The organism is Frankia sp. EI5c, assembly GCF_001636565.1.
Taxonomy (GTDB): Bacteria; Actinomycetota; Actinomycetes; order Frankiales; family Frankiaceae; genus Parafrankia.
Genome location: NZ_LRTK01000085.1, coordinates 1 through 15042, shown reverse-complemented (window position 1 = coordinate 15042; position 15042 = coordinate 1). Strand labels below are relative to the sequence as shown.

Here is a 15042-nt window from a genome sequence, read left to right as displayed (position 1 = left end):
CCGGTGAGGATCTCACACGGCCAGCCGGGTCTCCGGCGGGCCGGTGCCGACGCCGGTCAGTGCCAGCGCCTGCTCCCACAGCCCGCGGGCCAGGTCGGGGTCGTTCACGGGTGGGCCGAGCGGCGTCTCCTTCTCGACCTCGAAGTACCGGCCGGACGCCCCGGCACCAAAGCCGGCACCAAGGCCTGCACCAAGGCCGGCACCGGGGCCGGGTTCCGGGCCGGCGTCGAGCGCGAGGCGGACGACGGGCGCCGCCCCCGCCTCGGCCGGCGTCCAGAACCGCTTCGCGACCTTCAGGACGAGCCCGAGCGGGCCGGGCCTGTCCCCGAGCCCGGTGCGGATGACGCCCGGATGCACGGCGTCGATCCGGATGCCGGCGCCCGCGGCCCACCAGTCCTGGGCGAACAGCGGGACCAGCGCGAGGTTCGCCGCCTTGGTGTTGGCGTAGGTGCGGATCGGGTGGAAGTCCTCGCCCCGCGGTGTCCGCCCGAGATCGATCCGCGCCTTGGCGTACAGGCCGGCGGTGACCTGCACGACATGGGAACCGGTGGCGGCGAGGCGGTCCCGCAGGAGGTGGTTGAGCAGGAAGGGCGCCAGGTGGTTGGTGGCGAACGCCTGCTCCACGCCGTCGGCGTTCAGAACCCGGCTGGCGGGCCAGATTCCCGCGTTGTGGACGAGGACGTCCAGGCGCGGGCAGGCGTCCAGGAGCCGCTCGGCGGCGGTGCGCACCCCGGCGGAATCCGACAGGTCACCGACGACGAGGTCGATCCGGGGCTCGGGCGGCCCCGCGGCGCCGTGGGGGAGGCGGGTGTCGCCGGTGCCGCACGGGGCGTCGAGCGCCGTCCGCCGCAGCTCGGCGCAGGCCCGTTCGCCGCGCGCGGGATCCCGCGCGACGATGACGACCCGCAGGCCCGCCCGGGCGAGCTGTCCGGCCACGGCCAGGCCGATCCCACGGCCGCCGCCGGTCACGACAGCCGTGGCCACCCCGCCCTCGCCGGTCTCGCCGACCTCGCAAGGCTCGTCGCTTTCGAGGGCCTCGTGGATCCCGCGGGGCTCGTGGATCTCCGCCGCGTCGCTGTCATCCATGCGTGGGAAGGTAACAAGTTCTAGAAACTAGTTCTAGAAAAAGTTTCTAGAACTGGGTCAGCCGCCCGAAGTGGCTGTCGACCGCGGTCAGCCAGGCCAGCGGGCGGCTTGCGTGCGGGCTGTGGTCGGCTCCCGCGATCACGGCCAGGTGCGCGCCGGGAATCCCGTCGGCCAGCACCCGCGCCGGGGCGCGCAGGGTCGAGTCCCGTTCCCCGACGATGACCGTCACCGGGCAGCTGATCTCGCCGAGCCGGTCGACCATCGACGGGTACTCGCCCAGCTCGCGGCCGAACGCCACCAGTGCCTCCGGGTCCAGCCGGCCGAGCCCGTCAACCTGGCGATCGGCCACGCTGCCACCGCTTTCGACGGCGCCGACGGTGTCGTCGACGCGGTCGCCGCCGTGGCTGCCGGCGACAGCCGGAGCCGGTGCGGGCTCGTGCGCGTGCCGGACGGCGGTGGCGATCGCCGCCGCGCCCTCCAGCACCGCGGAGACCAGCAGCCTGGCGGCCACGCCCGTCGCGGCGGCCGGCGCCGCCGCCGTGTCGACCAACAGCAGCGAACGGACCCGTTCGGGATGCTCCAGCACGTACCGCAGCGCGACGACACCGCCCATCGAATGCCCGACCAGGTCCACCTGCGGCAGGGCGAGCGCGTCCAGCAGCGTCGCCAGATCCGCGAGCAGCAGATCGAACGTGTAGGACGCCCGCCCGCCGGCCCGGTCACTCGCGCCGTGGCCGCGCTGGTCGTAGGCGATGACCCGGCGGGACGCCGCGAGTTCCGGCGCCACCCGCGCCCAGTCGGCGGTCGTCCCCGCGATGCCGTGTACCAGGACCAGCGGTGGGCCGGCCGCGCTGGCGGCGACCGGGCGCAGGTCCTCGACGTGCAGTTCCAGCCCGCTCGCCACGCCGATCCGCCGCACCACCGGCTCTACCACCGGCTCTACCGCCGGCCCGATCATCGGCCCGATCACCGGCTCAACGGCCGGCCCACCTACCGGCTCGACGGTCGGCTCGATCATCGTCCGCACCCCCGCCGCCCCGCGGTCTGATCACCGTGCGCCGCCGGTGCCGCGCCTCACCGGCCACCAGATCCTGACACGGAAGGGGCCGGGCCGGCCGCCCGCGCGGGATTCGGTGGTTCGCGATTCGCCGGTCCGGGTGGCTGTGGTTCGGAGCGCGTTCAGGCGGGGTAGTGGCAGGCGACCTGGTGGCCGGGGGCCACCGGGCGCGGGGCCGGCTCCTCCTCGGCGCAGCGGGGACGGGCCTGCGGGCACCGGGTCCGGAACCGGCACCCGCTCGGCGGCCGCAGCGGGGAGGGGAGCTCGGGCGGTTCGGTGACCGCACCGCCAGCCCGTTCGCCGCTGTGTCCGCCGGCCGTCGGCATGCCGCCGGCCGCCGGTGACGCCGGCGCTCGACCGCCCGCCGGCGCACCCCTGCCCGCGGGGACGTCGTCGACGGAGGGCACGGCGTCCAACAGCAGGCGGGTGTAGGGGTGCCGGGGCTGGGCGTACAGCTCCTCGGCGGGCGCCAGCTCGCAGATCGTGCCCAGGTACATGACCCCGACCCGGTCGCTGACCTGCTTGACCACGGCCAGGTCGTGGGCGATGAACAGCAGGCTGAGCCGGTGGCGCAGCTTCGTGTCCGCCAGCAGGTTGAGGATCTGCGCCTGCACCGAGACGTCCAGGGCCGACACCGGCTCGTCGCAGACCAGCAGCGCCGGGGCCAGGACGAGCGCCCGGGCGAGCGCGACCCGCTGGCACTGGCCGCCGGACAGCTCGTGCGGCCGCCGGTGCGCGACCGCCGACGGGTCGAGGCCGACCGCGGACAGGGTCTCCTCGACCCGGGCCGTCCACGGCCGCGGGTGCCGGTGGACGGCGAGGCCGTCCGCGACGAGGTCGGCGACGGTCCGGCGGGGGCTCAGCGAGGACGCCGGATCCTGGAAGATCATCTGTAGGTGTGGGCGGACCTTCCGCAGCTGCCGGCCGGACAGCGCGGTCAGGTCCTGCCCGTCGAACTCGACCTGCCCGGCGGTCGGCCGGCGCAGCATCATCACGGCCCGGGCGGTGGACGACTTCCCGCAGCCGGACTCGCCGACCAGGCCCAGCGTCTCCCCCCGGTGGACGCTGAAGCTGACCCCGCTGACCGCGCGCAGCGTCCCCCGGCCGGCGGCCCGGTACTCCACGACGAGGTCGCGCACCCGCAGCAGGACGTCCGGCTCGCTCATGGCTCTTCCTGCCTGCGCTGGTCGCTTCCGGGCCGGGAGCCGGCCGGCGGGCGGTCGATCGGATGGAAGCAGGCGACCTCACGGAGCCCGTGCGCCCGGGCGGGGCCGTCCCGCGAGTCCGCGCCGCGGATGGCGGTCAGTACCGGGTCCTCGCTCCCGCAGCGCTGCCGTGCCCGGGCGCAGCGGGGAGCGAAGCGGCAGCCGGGGGCGGGGTCGACGGCGGCGGCGGGCGCGCCGGGAATCGCGGCCAGCCTGCGGTGGCTCGGCTGGTCCAGCCGGGGGATGGAGGCGAGCAGCCCCGCGGTGTACGGATGCCGCGGGGCGTGGATGAGATCCCTGGTCGGCCCGGCCTCGACGACCCGCCCCGCGTACATGACGAGGAGCCGGTCGGTGCGGCCGGCGACCAGGGCGAGGTCGTGGGTGATCAGTACCAGCCCCAGGCCCTCGCGGTGGCGCAGGCCGGCCAGCAGGTCGAGAATCTGGCGCTGCACGGTGACGTCCAGGGCGGTGGTCGGCTCGTCGGCGACCAGCACCCGCGGGTGGCAGGCGATGGCTAGCGCGATGCAGATCCGCTGGCGCATCCCCCCGGACAGTTCGTGCGGGTAGCTGCGCACCCGCCGCAGCGGGTCGGGGATGCCGACCAGACGGAGCAGCTCGACGGCCCGCTCCCGCGCCGCGCGGCGGTCGAGCCCGCCGCGCAGCCGCAGCGTCTCGGTGAGCTGGTGCCCGATGCGCGTCACCGGGTGCAGCGACGTCGCCGGATCCTGGAAGACCATCGCGATGCCGGGGCCGAGGGCGGCCCGCAGCCGCGCCGGGCCGGCGGCCAGCAGGTCGAGGCCGGTCGAGGGGGCGAGGGCGGTCGAGGGGCTGAGGCCGGCCGGTGGGTCGAGGCCGGCGAGCCAGGCGGAACCGGTCGTCCGGGCCGCCGCCGGGGCCAGGCCCATGATCGTGCGGGCCAGCATCGACTTTCCCGAGCCGGACTCACCCACGATGCCCAGCGCCTCGCCGGGCGCGAGGCGGAACGAGACGCCGTCGACCGCCCGCAGCCGGCCGCCCGGCACCGGCAGGGTGGTGGTGACGTCCTGGACCGCCAGCAGATGCTGGGTCATGGCGTCAGGTCAGCCCGGTCGCGTGGGCCAGCCCCGAGTCGCGGCCGTCCAGGCGGCGCCGGGCCCGGTCCCCGACGGTGGTGAACGCGGCCACCGTCAGGAACACGCAGCCGGCGGGCACGAAGACCAGGTAGGGCTCGCCCTGCAGGTAGGGCCGGCCATCGTTGATCATTCCTCCCCAGCTCGGGGTCGGCGGGGGCACGCCGAGGCCGAGGAACGTCAGCGACGCCTCGGCGACGACCGCGAAGGCCACGAACACGAAGGCGAACGGCGCCACCCGCACGGCCACCTCGGGCAGCAGCTCCCGGCGCAGGATGCGGCCCGGCCCGGCTCCCAGCGCCCGGGCGGCCTCGATGTGCGGGCGGTCGGCGAGTGCCAGCGTGTTCGCCCGGGCCAGCCGGGCGAAGCTCGGCATGCCCACCACCGCGAGCCCGACTACGACGGTGGCGGTGCCGCGCCGTCCGACGGCGGCGATCGCCAGCAGCAGCACCAGGGCCGGCACCGCCAGCAGCGCGTCGAGCAGCAGGCTGATCGTGGTGTCCAGCCAGCGCCGGAAGAACCCGGCGGCCAGCCCGAGAGCCAGCCCCACGGCCATGGCCAGCCCGGTCGATCCGACTCCGACGACGAGTGACTCCCGGGCGCCGTAGGCCAGCCGGGCGGTGATGCTGCGCCCGATGGCGTCGGTGCCGAGGAACTCCCGGACCCAGCCGGGTGGGGTCCGGGCGTCGAGCCCGGCGACGATCGCCCCGTAGGGGCGCAGCGGCAGCAGGTCGGCGAACACCGCGACCGCCAGGACCAGGGCGATCCAGGCGAGTGACAGCGTCAGCGCGACGTCGCGGCGCCGCCTCGCGGTTGGCTGGGCGGGATGGGTTGGCTCGGCTGGCCGGGCTGGCCGGGCTGGCTGGGTTGGCTGGGTTGGCTGGGATCTCACGCCGGTCGCACCCGCACTCTGGGATCGAGACAGCTGTAGAGGATGTCGGTGCCGGCGGTGACCACGCAGTAGACGACCGCCATGAACATGACGACTCCCTGCACCACCGGGACGTCGTTCGCGACCACGCTGGTGACGATGAGCTGGCCGAGGCCGGGCAGGGCGAAGAGGACCTCCACGACCACCGCCCCGCTGATCAGCTGCCCGATGCTGAGCCNGGCCAGGGTCACCAGGGAGAACGACGACGGACGCAGCGCGTGGCGGAACAGGATCCGGCGCACCGGCAGCCCGCGGGCGCGGGCGGTGAGGATGAAGTCCTCCCGCAGGGTCGCGATCATGTCGGCTCGCAGCATCCGCGAGAAGGTCGGTACCAGGGCGAAGGCCAGGGTGGCGGCGGGCAGCACGGCGTGCCGCAGGTTCTCGCCGAGCCCGTCGGCGGGCGCCACCCAGCCGGTGGCCGGCAGGCCGCCGACCCGCAGGGCGAGCAGGTAGACGAGCAGCAGCGCCAGCACGAACGGCGGGGTCGCGATCAGTGCGGAGGAAGCCAGTGACCAGGAGCGGTCGGCCCAGCCGCCCGCGCGGTGCGCGGTGAGCACGCCGACGGGCACCGCGGTGACCAGGGCGGCGGCGAGCGCGAGCCCGATCAGCTCGCCGGTCACCGGCAGGCGCTCGGCCACCGAGCTCAGCACCGGTTCGCCGGTCAGATAGGACGTCCCGAAGTCGCCGTGGGCCAGCCCGCTCATCCAGTGCCAGTAGCGGGTCGGGAACGGGTCGTCCAGGCGCAGCCGTTCGTGTACGGCGGCGATCTGGTCGGCGGTCGCCTGGTCGCCCAGCAGGGCGTACGCGGGGTCACCCGGGGTCAGCTCGAGCAGCAGCGACACCCCGAGACCGACCAGGAGCAGCACCGCGGCGGCCCGCAGCAGTCGCGGCCCGACGAGCCGCAGGAGCGTGCCGCCGCGGTGCCCACTCATCCGTTCAGCCCGCTCTTTCGCCCAGTTCACCCACGCCGTCCAGTTCACCCGGGCCGTTCAGTTCGCCCGGGTGAGCCGGGTGATGTCGAGTGCGCCGTCGTTGAAGACGGGCAGCCGGCCTTCCCCGAACGCCGAGCGGGCGTGCAGGTACTGCGCCGGCAGGCGGTAGAGCGGGCCGGCGAAGGGGATCCTGTCGACGAGGATCCGCTGCGCCGTCTCGTAGGCCGCTGCCCGGGCGGTGTCGTCCTGCGACTGCTGCCCCGCGCGCAGCGCGGCGTCGAGCTGTGGGTCGGAGAACCCGCCGTAGTTGCTGGCCCCGCCGGTGCCCAGGTTGAGCGCCAGCTGCGGGTAGGGGTCGACGAAGCGCGGGGTGCCGGTGAGCGTCGCCTGGAAGCCGGCCTTCAGCGCCGGCAACGTCGCCGCCATCGCGTTCACCTCGACGCTGACGTTCCGGAAACCGGCCAGCGTGGACTGCACCCATTCCGCGACGTTGCTGAAGTTCAGCGGGGAGACGATGGTGAACCGCACCGGCCTGCCCGCGGCGGCCAGCTCGTCGAACAGCGCCTGGGCCTTCGCCGCGTCCGGGCGGATCAGCGGGACGTCGCTGTGCAGCGGCGAGTCGTCGCGCAGGAACGACGTCGGGATGTTCGCCGTCCCGTCGAACAGCGCCTTGTTGAGCGCCTGGGTGTCCAGGGCGTAGGCGACCGCCTGGCGGGCCCGCAGGTCGTCGAACGGCGCGTTCGTGACGCTGAACAGCAGGTTGAGCCCGCCGTCGCTGAATGTCTGCTCGTTGACCAGGCCCGCCCGGGTCGCGGTGAGGCCGGTGCGCAGGTTCGCCGAGAAGGCGATGTCCCCGCCGCCNGCGAGCAGGGTGTTGTAACGCTGCGTCTCATCCGGGACGGACCGGACCACGATGGTGTCCAGGTGGGCCCGCACCGAAGACGAGGGATTGCGCGCCAACGTGATGTGATCGTTGCGCAGCCACTCGGTGACGGTGTAGGCGCCGGCGCCGACCGGCGCGGTCCGGAAATCGTCACCTCGCTCGCGCAGCGCGGTGGGGGAGCCGATGAACGTCAGCGCGGTCTGCGCGACGAGGCGGGGGAACTGGCCGTCGGACTCCTTCAGCGTGATCCGCAGCGTGGTCGCGTCGACGGCGGTGAGCGGGCCGATCCGCTGGGCGATCGCGGCGCTGGGGGACTTGCGGGCGGGGTCGGCCAGCAGCGTCCAGTTGTCGCGGACGGCGGCGGCGTCCAGCGGGGTGCCGTCGCTGAACTTCAGGTCCGGGCGCAGCTTCAGCGTCCAGGTCAGCGAGTCCTCGGAGGTCAGGGAGGTGGCGAGGCGGTATTCCAGCTCGTCGGCCGGCGTCAGTGCGACGAGCGCGTCGAAGACGGCGAGCCGTTCGATCGACCCGGCGATCATCTGCAGGCCGAACCCGTCGTCGGTAGACAGGTCCGGCGGGTCGGTGGGCCACAGGACGGTGAGCTTCCCGCCTTCGGTCGGCCGGGCGCCGCGGCTGCCGGCGGCGGAGGTTGCGGAACCGCCACAGGCGGCGAGCACGCCGGCGGCCAGCACGCTCACGGCGACCGCCGCGACGGTTCTGGTCTGCCGGGAACGGGGCACCCGGGCGGCCGGGGAAGCCCCGGTGGCCGGACAAGCCCCGGTGGCCCGGGTCGCCTCGGCGGGCCGGAGCGGTCGGATGGTTCGGTGTGGTCGGACGGTTCCGAGCGGTCGGATGGTTCGGTGCGGGCGTCTGAACCTCATGGTTGCGCTGCTCCGGGAGGACGCGATCTCACGACGTGCGGTTTCGGGGTGGGGCGGGTTGGCGGGTACCCAGGGGCGGCGGGAACTCAGTCGGCCCGGGGGAGTCCCCACTCCGCTGCCAGCAGCTCGTAGGAGCGCCGCCGGTCGGCCTCCGCGAACGTCGTGGTCACGACCAGCAGCTCGTCGGCGTCGAACCGGTCGCGCAGCTCGCGCAGCCCCGCCGCGACGTCGGGGGCCGTCCCGACCAGGCGGGAACGTCCCAGATCCGCGACCAGCTCGCGGTCCGCGGGTGTCCAGGAGTGCGCGGCCGCCTCCTCGGGCGCGGGGAAGACGGTCGGCTCGCCGACGCGGTTCGCCAGGCTCCACAGGTCGTGCCCGGCGGCGGCCCGCCGGGCCGCGGAGTCGTCCGGGCCGACGAGGGCGTCCACCGTGACGATCACATACGGCTGCGGCAGTGCCGCCGACGGGCGGAACGCCTTCCGGTAGGCCGCCACCGAGTCGGCCGTCGTCGACGGGCTCGCGTGGTAGTTCGTCGCGTAGGGCAGGCCCAGCTGCCCGGCGACCTCGGCGCTCTCCCCGGCGGTGCGCCCGAGGACCCAGACCTCCACCTCAGCCCGGTGCCCCGGGACGGCCTCGACGGTCAGCTCCCCGGCGCGGTGCGTGCCGTCGAGCAGGGTCAGGACGTCGAGTACCTGGTCGAGGTAGTCGGCGCTGTTGAGCGGGTTACGGGGCAGCAGCAGCCGGTGCAGGGCGAACAGGTCGGAGGCGCGCAGCCGCGGGTAGGGCGCGGGCGGCTCGGCGGGCTCGGCGGGCCCCGCCGGTGCGTGCCCGTTCTCGGCGGCGGTGGGCGCAGCATCGGCCGGCGCCGCGGGCGGGTGCCAGCCGGCGCGGCCCAGCCCCAGGTCGAGCCGCCCCGGGTGCAGGCTGTCGAGCAGGCCCCATTCCTCCGCCACGGACAGCGCGGTGCGGTGCCCGAGCTGCAGGGAGCCGGAGCCGACGCGCACCCGGCTGGTGGCCTCGGCGACCAGCGCGGTCAGCAACGTCGCGGAAAGCCCGGCGGTGCTGCGGTTCACGTGGTGCTCGGTGACCCAGTACCGCCGGTAGCCGAGCTGATCAGTGAGCCGGGCCAGGTCGACGGTGTTGCGTAGTGCCGTCGCGATGCTTCCGCCGGCTGCTATGGGGACGAGGTCGAGCACGCCCAGAGGCACGTCGCCGTCGCGTGGATGAGTGCGGGTGGGATCCGAACCGGTCACGGGGAGTTTCGACCTCGCTCCAGAACGATGAACTGTCGAGTTCAGCGGAACTTACCACCTAAACCCATCGTCTTGATGGGAAATCCGCAGGCTGGGGGTTTACCNTGACCACTCGCCCCGTCGGCGGCCCGGTTCGCCGGGCTCGCCCGGGTAGGGTGACCGGATGGGCAGAGCGAAGATCGCGGACGTGGCTGGAGGTGCCAGCACGCGGGGAAGGATCGACAAGCGACAGGCGATCCTCGACGCCGCCTTCACCGTCTTCGCGCGTGAGGGCTACGCCCAGGCGAGTATCGACATGATCGCCACCGAGGCGGGCGTGGCGAAGCCGACGATCTACAACCACCTGGGCGGCAAGGAGAACCTCTTCCGGCACGCGATGGCGGCGTCGGCGGACAAGACCACCGCCAAGACCCTCGCCGTCGTCAGCCGGCTCACCGTCGACGTCCCCGACCTGCACAACGCGTTCGTCGAGGTCGGCCGCGAGCTGCTCGACTGCTACTGCGCCGAGGACTCCTGGGCGCTGCGCCGACTGCTCCACGCCGAGATCGTCCGCTTCCCCGACCTGTTCGACATGATCGGGGCGAACGGGCCGAGCCAGGTGGCCGAGGCCATCGCCGACCGGCTGGCCCGGCTCGCGCTCGCCGGCCGCCTTCGGCTGACGGACCCCGTCGAGGCGGGCGAGCAGTTCCTCGCGCTGCTCACCAGCCCGGTCGCGGGCCGCTCCGCGCTGGGCACCCGCCCGTTCGACGACACCCAGCGCCAGCACGCCGCGCAGAGCGCGGCCACCACCTTCCTGCGCGCCTTCGGCGCCGCGCCACCGGCCGAGCCCTCGGTGGCGTGACAGCCGAAGGCCGGCGTGACAGCCGAAGGCCGGCGGGCAGTGACGTTCAGGAGCCGCTGAGGTAGGGCAGGACCTGCGCGGCGAAGCGGCGCCGGGAGCGTTGGCTGACGCGGGGGTGCAGGTACCCGAAGGCGAAGCTGGCGATGACATAGGTGATGCCGGCCGCGGCCAGCTCGCGGAACCGCTCGAGCACCTCCGGGGCGGACCCGGCGATGAGGACTTCGCGCGCCTTCTCCTCCATGGCCGGATCAGGGGTCGCGGGGGTCGGCGCCGCCCCGGCGCCCGGGTGCGTGCCCTCGGCCAGCGCGGCCGACGTCTGCAACTGGCGGGCGATCTCCCGGACGGCCTGCTCGCGTCCCTCGTCGTCGCCCAGGTAGACGAAGCGGTTGACCTGGAACTCGCGTCCCGCCGGCAGCCCTCCGGCCTGCTCGATCCACTGCCGCCGTTCCACGATCTGCGGGAACGTCGTGCCGGCGGGCAGCATGAAGTTGAAGTCGCGGTCCGCGGCGAAACGCAGGGATTCCTCGCTGGTGGCCGCCATCCAGATCGGCGGATGCGGCTGCTGGGCCGGGCGCGGCAGCACGGTGACCGGCGCGTTGACCTGGTGGAAGCGGCCGCTGAACTGCTCGTCCGGCCTGGTGAGCAGTTGCTGGAGCAGGTCGACGGCCTCGGCGAAGACGGCCCGGTTCTCCGCCGGGTCCCGGCCGAAACCGAGGAACTCGTGTGGCTGGTAACCCCGGCCGATCCCCAGGTCGAGCCGGCCGCCCGACAGCGCGTCCAGCGTGAGCGCGTCGGCGGCCAGCCGAACCGGATCCCAGAAGGGCAGCACCAGGACGGAGGTCCCGAGCCGGAGGCCGGGCGCGGCCAGTGCGGCCTGGGCCAGCAGGAGCAGTGGTGACGACGTCAGGCTGTAGGTGGAGAAATGATGCTCGGTGATCCAGATGCCGGCGAAACCCGCCGCCTGGGCCCAGCGGGCGTCCCGCAGGAAGCCCGCGTAGAGATCCCGGGCGGTCACGGCGTCGCCCGCCGGAGCCATGTTGAGGTATCCCAGTCCGACCCGCATGGCTGACCGTGGCGTGCCGCGCTGACAGGCATCTTGGCCGCGACTAAAACGCCTTGTCGGCCCGCATGACGGCGGCCGCCACAACGAGCGTCAAGCGACGCTTTAGAAGCCGTCCGCACGATGGACGTCGGACAACGGGGCCGTCGCCGGTGACGCAGTGCCCGCCCCGCCGTTCTCGGGAGAGGGAAAACCGATGGTGGAAACGGTCGGCAACGAGCGGCTCGCTGTCCGCGTCCCGGAGCAGGGCGACCCACGCGAGCAGGGCGACCCTCGAGGCCCGCAGCGGCGCCTGGCCGCCCTTTTCGACCAGGGGACGTTCCGGCCGTCGCCCGGTGCCGCCGGGTCCCGGGTGCTGGTCGGGCGGGGCACTCTCGACGGCGTCCCGGCCGCGGCGTTCTGCACTGACGGCACCAGCATGGGCGGGGCGCTCGGGGGTGTCGGCGCGCGGCAGATCGCGGTGGCGATCGACCAGGCCGCGCGGGACGGGGTGCCGATCGTCGGGCTGTGGCATTCCGGCGGGGCCAGCCTGCGGGAGGGCGTCGAGGCGCTCGACGGCATCGGGCAGATCTTCGCCGCCACCGTGCGGGCCTCCGGGCGGGTCCCGCAGATCTCGGTGGTACTGGGGCCGGCGGCCGGCGGCGCCGCCTACGGCCCGGCACTGACCGACGTGGTGATCATGGCTCCGGCCGGGCGGGTCTTCGTCACCGGCCCGGATGTCGTCCGGTCCGTTACGGGCGAGCAGATCGACATGGAGGGCCTCGGCGGTGCGCAGGCCCACGGCACCCGCTCCGGCGTCGTGCACGTGCTGGCGGAATCCGAGAGCGACGCGTTCACCCGGGCCCGGCACATCGTCTCGGTGCTCGCCGGTGGCGACCTGGTGCTCGCCGGCGACAGCCCGGCGCCGGCGGCCGAGGCCGACCCGCGCGACCTCCTGCCGGACCGGCCGCGGCGGGCCTACGACGTCCGCCCCCTCGTGCGCGCGCTGCTGGACGAGGACCCGCGCGACCCCGGCCTGGGCTTCCAGGAGCTGCAGCCGCGGTGGGCGGCGAACGTCGTCATCGGGCTCGGTCGGCTGCACGGCCGGAGCATCGGTGTGATCGCCAACAACCCGCTGCGCAAGGGTGGCTGCCTGGACTCGCTGAGCGCCGAGAAGTCGGCACGCTTCGTCCGGATGTGCGACTCCTTCGGGATTCCGCTGCTGGTCCTCGTGGACGTCCCGGGCTACCTGCCCGGGGTCCGGCAGGAGTGGGAAGGCGTCGTCCGCCGGGGAGCCAAGCTGCTGTACGCCTTCGCGGAGGCCACGGTTCCCCGCGTGACCCTGGTGACCCGGAAGTCCTTCGGCGGTGCCTACATCGCGATGAACTCCCGCTCACTCGGCGCCAGCGCCGTCTTCGCCTGGCCGGAGGCCGAGCTGGCGGTGATGGGCGCCGAGGCCGCTGTCGGTGTCCTGCACCGCCGGGCGCTCGCCGCCGCCGACCCGCAGGAACGGCCGGAGCTGCTGCGCACACTGGCCGAGGAGCATCGGCGGGCGGCCGGCGGCGCCGAGCGGGCTGTCGAACTGGGCCTGATCGACGCCGTCATCGATCCGGTGGACACCCGCCGCCGCGTCGCTGAGGCGATCGCCGCGGCACCGCCGCGCCGTGGCTGGCACGGCAACATCCCGCTGTGACCGCGGGGCGGGACGGCACCGGACGGGGCGGTATGTTGCCGGGCCGTGCGGGGCGGGGCGTTGCGCGGCGCCTGCGCGGGTTGTCCGCGCGGGTGCGGCGTCTGGCCACGGCCGAGCTGAAGTCCTTCGAGGCGACCGCGGCCTTCCTGTGCACCGGATGGTGGATCGGGCCGCCCGACCCGTGGACCGGAACCACCCCGGGCCCGCCACCGCCGCCGCCGCCCGCGGCGAAGCCGGGCGAAGCGAACGCGGGCCCGGCGGCGAACCCCACCGCCGCTCCCGGCACGGACGACGACAGTACTGATCGCGGTACCGGCGGGGGCACCGGCACCGGCGGGGGCACCGGCGGGGGCACCGGCACCGGCGGGAGCGGGGGCACCGGCACCGGCACCCGCGCCGGCACTGGCACCGGCGGGGGCGTCCAGGACGGGGGCGGCGGCGGGCGGACACCGCCGGGACATCCCGAGCGGGTCCGTGCCGATCTGCCGGCCTCCGCGCGGGAACGTCTGCTCTGGCAGCAGCTCTCAGATCTCGACGGGCCCGCCCACCGCGGGATTTAGCCCCGATTTACCGCCGCTTCGCACGATCATGCCCCCGCGTGGCGTCAGGGGCCGCGCCTGAGATGTCAGGGGCCAGGCATGAGCAGCGACCAGGCCGTCGTGGCGGATCCGCCCGCCTTTCCCATGGACCGCGGCTGTCCCTACCACCCGCCCGCCGGCTACGCCGAGCTGCGACAGGACGGGCCGGTCACCCGGGCGAAACTGTTCGACGGCCGGGAGGTGTGGGTGGTCACCGGCTACGAGGAGGCCCGCCGACTCCTCGTCGACCCGCGGCTGTCCTCCGACCGCTCCCGGCCCGACTTCCCGGTGCTGGTGCCGCGGATGGCCGCCGCCAAGCTCGTCGCGCTCGTCGGCATGGACCCGCCGGAGCACGACATCCAGCGTCGCATGCTGATCGGCAACTTCACCGTCCGGCGGGCGAACGCGCTGCGTCCTGACATCGAGCGCATCGTCGGTGAGCGGATCGATGCCGTGCTCGCGCACGGCCCGGACGCCGCCGTCGACCTGGTGCCCGAGTTCGCGCTGCCGATCCCGTCCACCGTGATCTGCGAGCTGCTCGGCGTGCCCTACGACGACCACGAGTTCTTCGAGGAGCAGACGCGGCTGATGGTGATCGCCACCAGCACCGCGGAGCAGGCCGCCGCCGCGTCGCGGGCCCTGGTCGGGTACTTCGACGAGCTCATCACCAGGAAGCAGGCCAGCCCCGGGCAGGGGCTGCTCGACGAGCTGATCAGGGAGCGGCTCGAAACCGGCCAGCTTTCGCGGGAGGATCTCGCCACCATCGCGATGTTCCTGCTCGTCGCCGGGCACGAGACGACCGCGAACATGCTCGCGCTGAGCGTGTTGGCACTGCTGGAGCACCCCGAGCAGCAGGCGCGGCTGGTCGCGGACCCGGCCGGGCGGGCGCCGGGAGCCACCGAGGAGCTGCTGCGGTTCCTGTCGGTGGCCGACGAGATCCAGCGCATCGCCGCCGACGACATCGAGGTCGGCGGCGTGGTGATCCGTTCCGGTGAGGGGGTGTACCTGCCGACGGCGGCGGCGAACCGCACGGCGGCGACGTTCCCGGACCCGGACGTGCTGGACATCGGCCGGGTTCCCCGCGGGCATCTCGCCTTCGGGTACGGCATCCACCAGTGCATCGGCCAGAACCTGGCCCGGGTCGAGCTGGAGATCGGCCTGCGCGAGCTGTTCCGCCGCATCCCCACGCTGCGCCTCGCCGAGCCGCTCGCCACGCTCGGGGCCAAGCCCGGTGGCTCGGTGCAGGGCGTCTACCGGCTGCCGGTCACCTGGTAGCTCGGTCACCCAGGCAGCTTTCCGGGGAGCAGAGCACTGAGCCGGATGAAGATCGCGGCAATCGTGATCGGGGTGGGTCCGCGGGCGGGGTGGGCCCGCGGGCGGGGCGGGTCCGCGGGCGGGGCGGGCGCCTGCCTACGCGGGGGCGGGCGGTGCCCGCGTACGCGGGGGATGGGTGGGTGCCTGCCTACGCGGGGGCGGTTGGCACCCGCGTAGGCGGGGGATGGGTGGGTGCGTCCGGTGATCTGACGGTGGCGGTCAGCGTTTCGGGTGGCGGCGCGG

Annotated in this window: 13 protein-coding genes and 2 pseudogenes; 4 read left to right on the top strand and 11 right to left on the bottom strand. The window is 74.3% G+C overall.

The window, feature by feature from the left end; translation table 11 throughout:
* Nucleotides 1-12 precede the first annotated feature (12 nt).
* From UG55_RS22955 to UG55_RS22920, 10 genes and pseudogenes are all read right to left on the bottom strand, one after another.
* Nucleotides 13-1086 carry an SDR family NAD(P)-dependent oxidoreductase gene (locus UG55_RS22955; RefSeq protein ID WP_083987111.1) on the bottom strand — a complete coding sequence of 358 codons (1074 nt, stop codon included), beginning with the start codon at nucleotides 1084-1086 and terminating at the stop codon, nucleotides 13-15.
* Between the two features lie 46 nt (nucleotides 1087-1132).
* On the bottom strand, nucleotides 1133-2104 hold the full coding sequence (locus tag UG55_RS22950) for an alpha/beta fold hydrolase (protein ID WP_128423138.1): 972 nt from the start codon (nucleotides 2102-2104) through the stop codon (nucleotides 1133-1135).
* A gap of 161 nt (nucleotides 2105-2265) precedes the next feature.
* On the bottom strand, nucleotides 2266-3309 hold the full coding sequence (locus tag UG55_RS22945; protein ID WP_066072919.1) for an ABC transporter ATP-binding protein: 1044 nt from the start codon (nucleotides 3307-3309) through the stop codon (nucleotides 2266-2268).
* The gene (locus UG55_RS22940) at nucleotides 3306-4418 is read right to left on the bottom strand and encodes an ABC transporter ATP-binding protein (protein WP_066072918.1); all 1113 of its coding nucleotides are present in this window, start codon (nucleotides 4416-4418) and stop codon (nucleotides 3306-3308) included. Before UG55_RS22940 ends, UG55_RS22945 begins: the two co-directional genes overlap by 4 nt.
* A 4-nt stretch (nucleotides 4419-4422) precedes the next feature.
* Nucleotides 4423-5349 carry an ABC transporter permease gene (locus UG55_RS22935; RefSeq protein WP_066072916.1) on the bottom strand — a complete coding sequence of 309 codons (927 nt, stop codon included), beginning with the start codon at nucleotides 5347-5349 and terminating at the stop codon, nucleotides 4423-4425.
* Nucleotides 5346-5566, bottom strand: a pseudogene (locus tag UG55_RS42280) (ABC transporter permease subunit); the annotation flags it as partial. The gene UG55_RS22935 and the pseudogene UG55_RS42280, both read right to left, overlap by 4 nt.
* A 1-nt stretch (nucleotide 5567) precedes the next feature.
* Nucleotides 5568-6320 (bottom strand): ABC transporter permease (locus tag UG55_RS22930; RefSeq protein WP_242424963.1); only part of this gene is annotated, 753 nt, incomplete at its 3' end.
* Nucleotides 6321-6377: 57 nt separating this feature from the next.
* Nucleotides 6378-7181 (bottom strand): annotated as a pseudogene (locus UG55_RS42275) (ABC transporter substrate-binding protein); the annotation flags it as partial.
* 1 nt (nucleotide 7182) lies between these two features.
* Nucleotides 7183-7739 (bottom strand): ABC transporter substrate-binding protein (locus UG55_RS42270; protein ID WP_242424970.1); only part of this gene is annotated, 557 nt, incomplete at its 3' end.
* A 428-nt stretch (nucleotides 7740-8167) separates the two neighbouring features.
* Nucleotides 8168-9334 (bottom strand): LLM class flavin-dependent oxidoreductase, encoded by a 1167-nt coding sequence (locus UG55_RS22920; protein ID WP_066072909.1) that lies wholly within the window; start codon nucleotides 9332-9334, stop codon nucleotides 8168-8170.
* Between the two features lie 163 nt (nucleotides 9335-9497).
* On the opposite strand from UG55_RS22920, the gene UG55_RS22915 reads away from it, so the two are divergent.
* Nucleotides 9498-10175 (top strand): TetR/AcrR family transcriptional regulator, encoded by a 678-nt coding sequence (locus tag UG55_RS22915; RefSeq protein WP_066072908.1) that lies wholly within the window; start codon nucleotides 9498-9500, stop codon nucleotides 10173-10175.
* A 46-nt stretch (nucleotides 10176-10221) separates the two neighbouring features.
* Here UG55_RS22915 and UG55_RS22910 read toward each other — a convergent pair whose 3' ends face one another.
* Nucleotides 10222-11238 carry an LLM class flavin-dependent oxidoreductase gene (locus UG55_RS22910; protein ID WP_066072906.1) on the bottom strand — a complete coding sequence of 339 codons (1017 nt, stop codon included), beginning with the start codon at nucleotides 11236-11238 and terminating at the stop codon, nucleotides 10222-10224.
* A gap of 193 nt (nucleotides 11239-11431) precedes the next feature.
* Between UG55_RS22910 and UG55_RS22905 the strand changes: the two genes are divergently transcribed.
* From UG55_RS22905 to UG55_RS22895, 3 genes are all read left to right on the top strand, one after another.
* Complete coding sequence (locus UG55_RS22905; protein WP_066072904.1) at nucleotides 11432-12907, top strand: acyl-CoA carboxylase subunit beta; 1476 nt, start codon at nucleotides 11432-11434, stop codon at nucleotides 12905-12907.
* Nucleotides 12908-12999: 92 nt separating this feature from the next.
* Nucleotides 13000-13467 (top strand): DUF6059 family protein, encoded by a 468-nt coding sequence (locus tag UG55_RS29020; RefSeq protein WP_066072902.1) that lies wholly within the window; start codon nucleotides 13000-13002, stop codon nucleotides 13465-13467.
* A gap of 78 nt (nucleotides 13468-13545) precedes the next feature.
* Complete coding sequence (locus UG55_RS22895) at nucleotides 13546-14760, top strand: cytochrome P450 (protein WP_066072901.1); 1215 nt, start codon at nucleotides 13546-13548, stop codon at nucleotides 14758-14760.
* The last annotated feature ends 282 nt before the right edge of the window (nucleotides 14761-15042 follow it).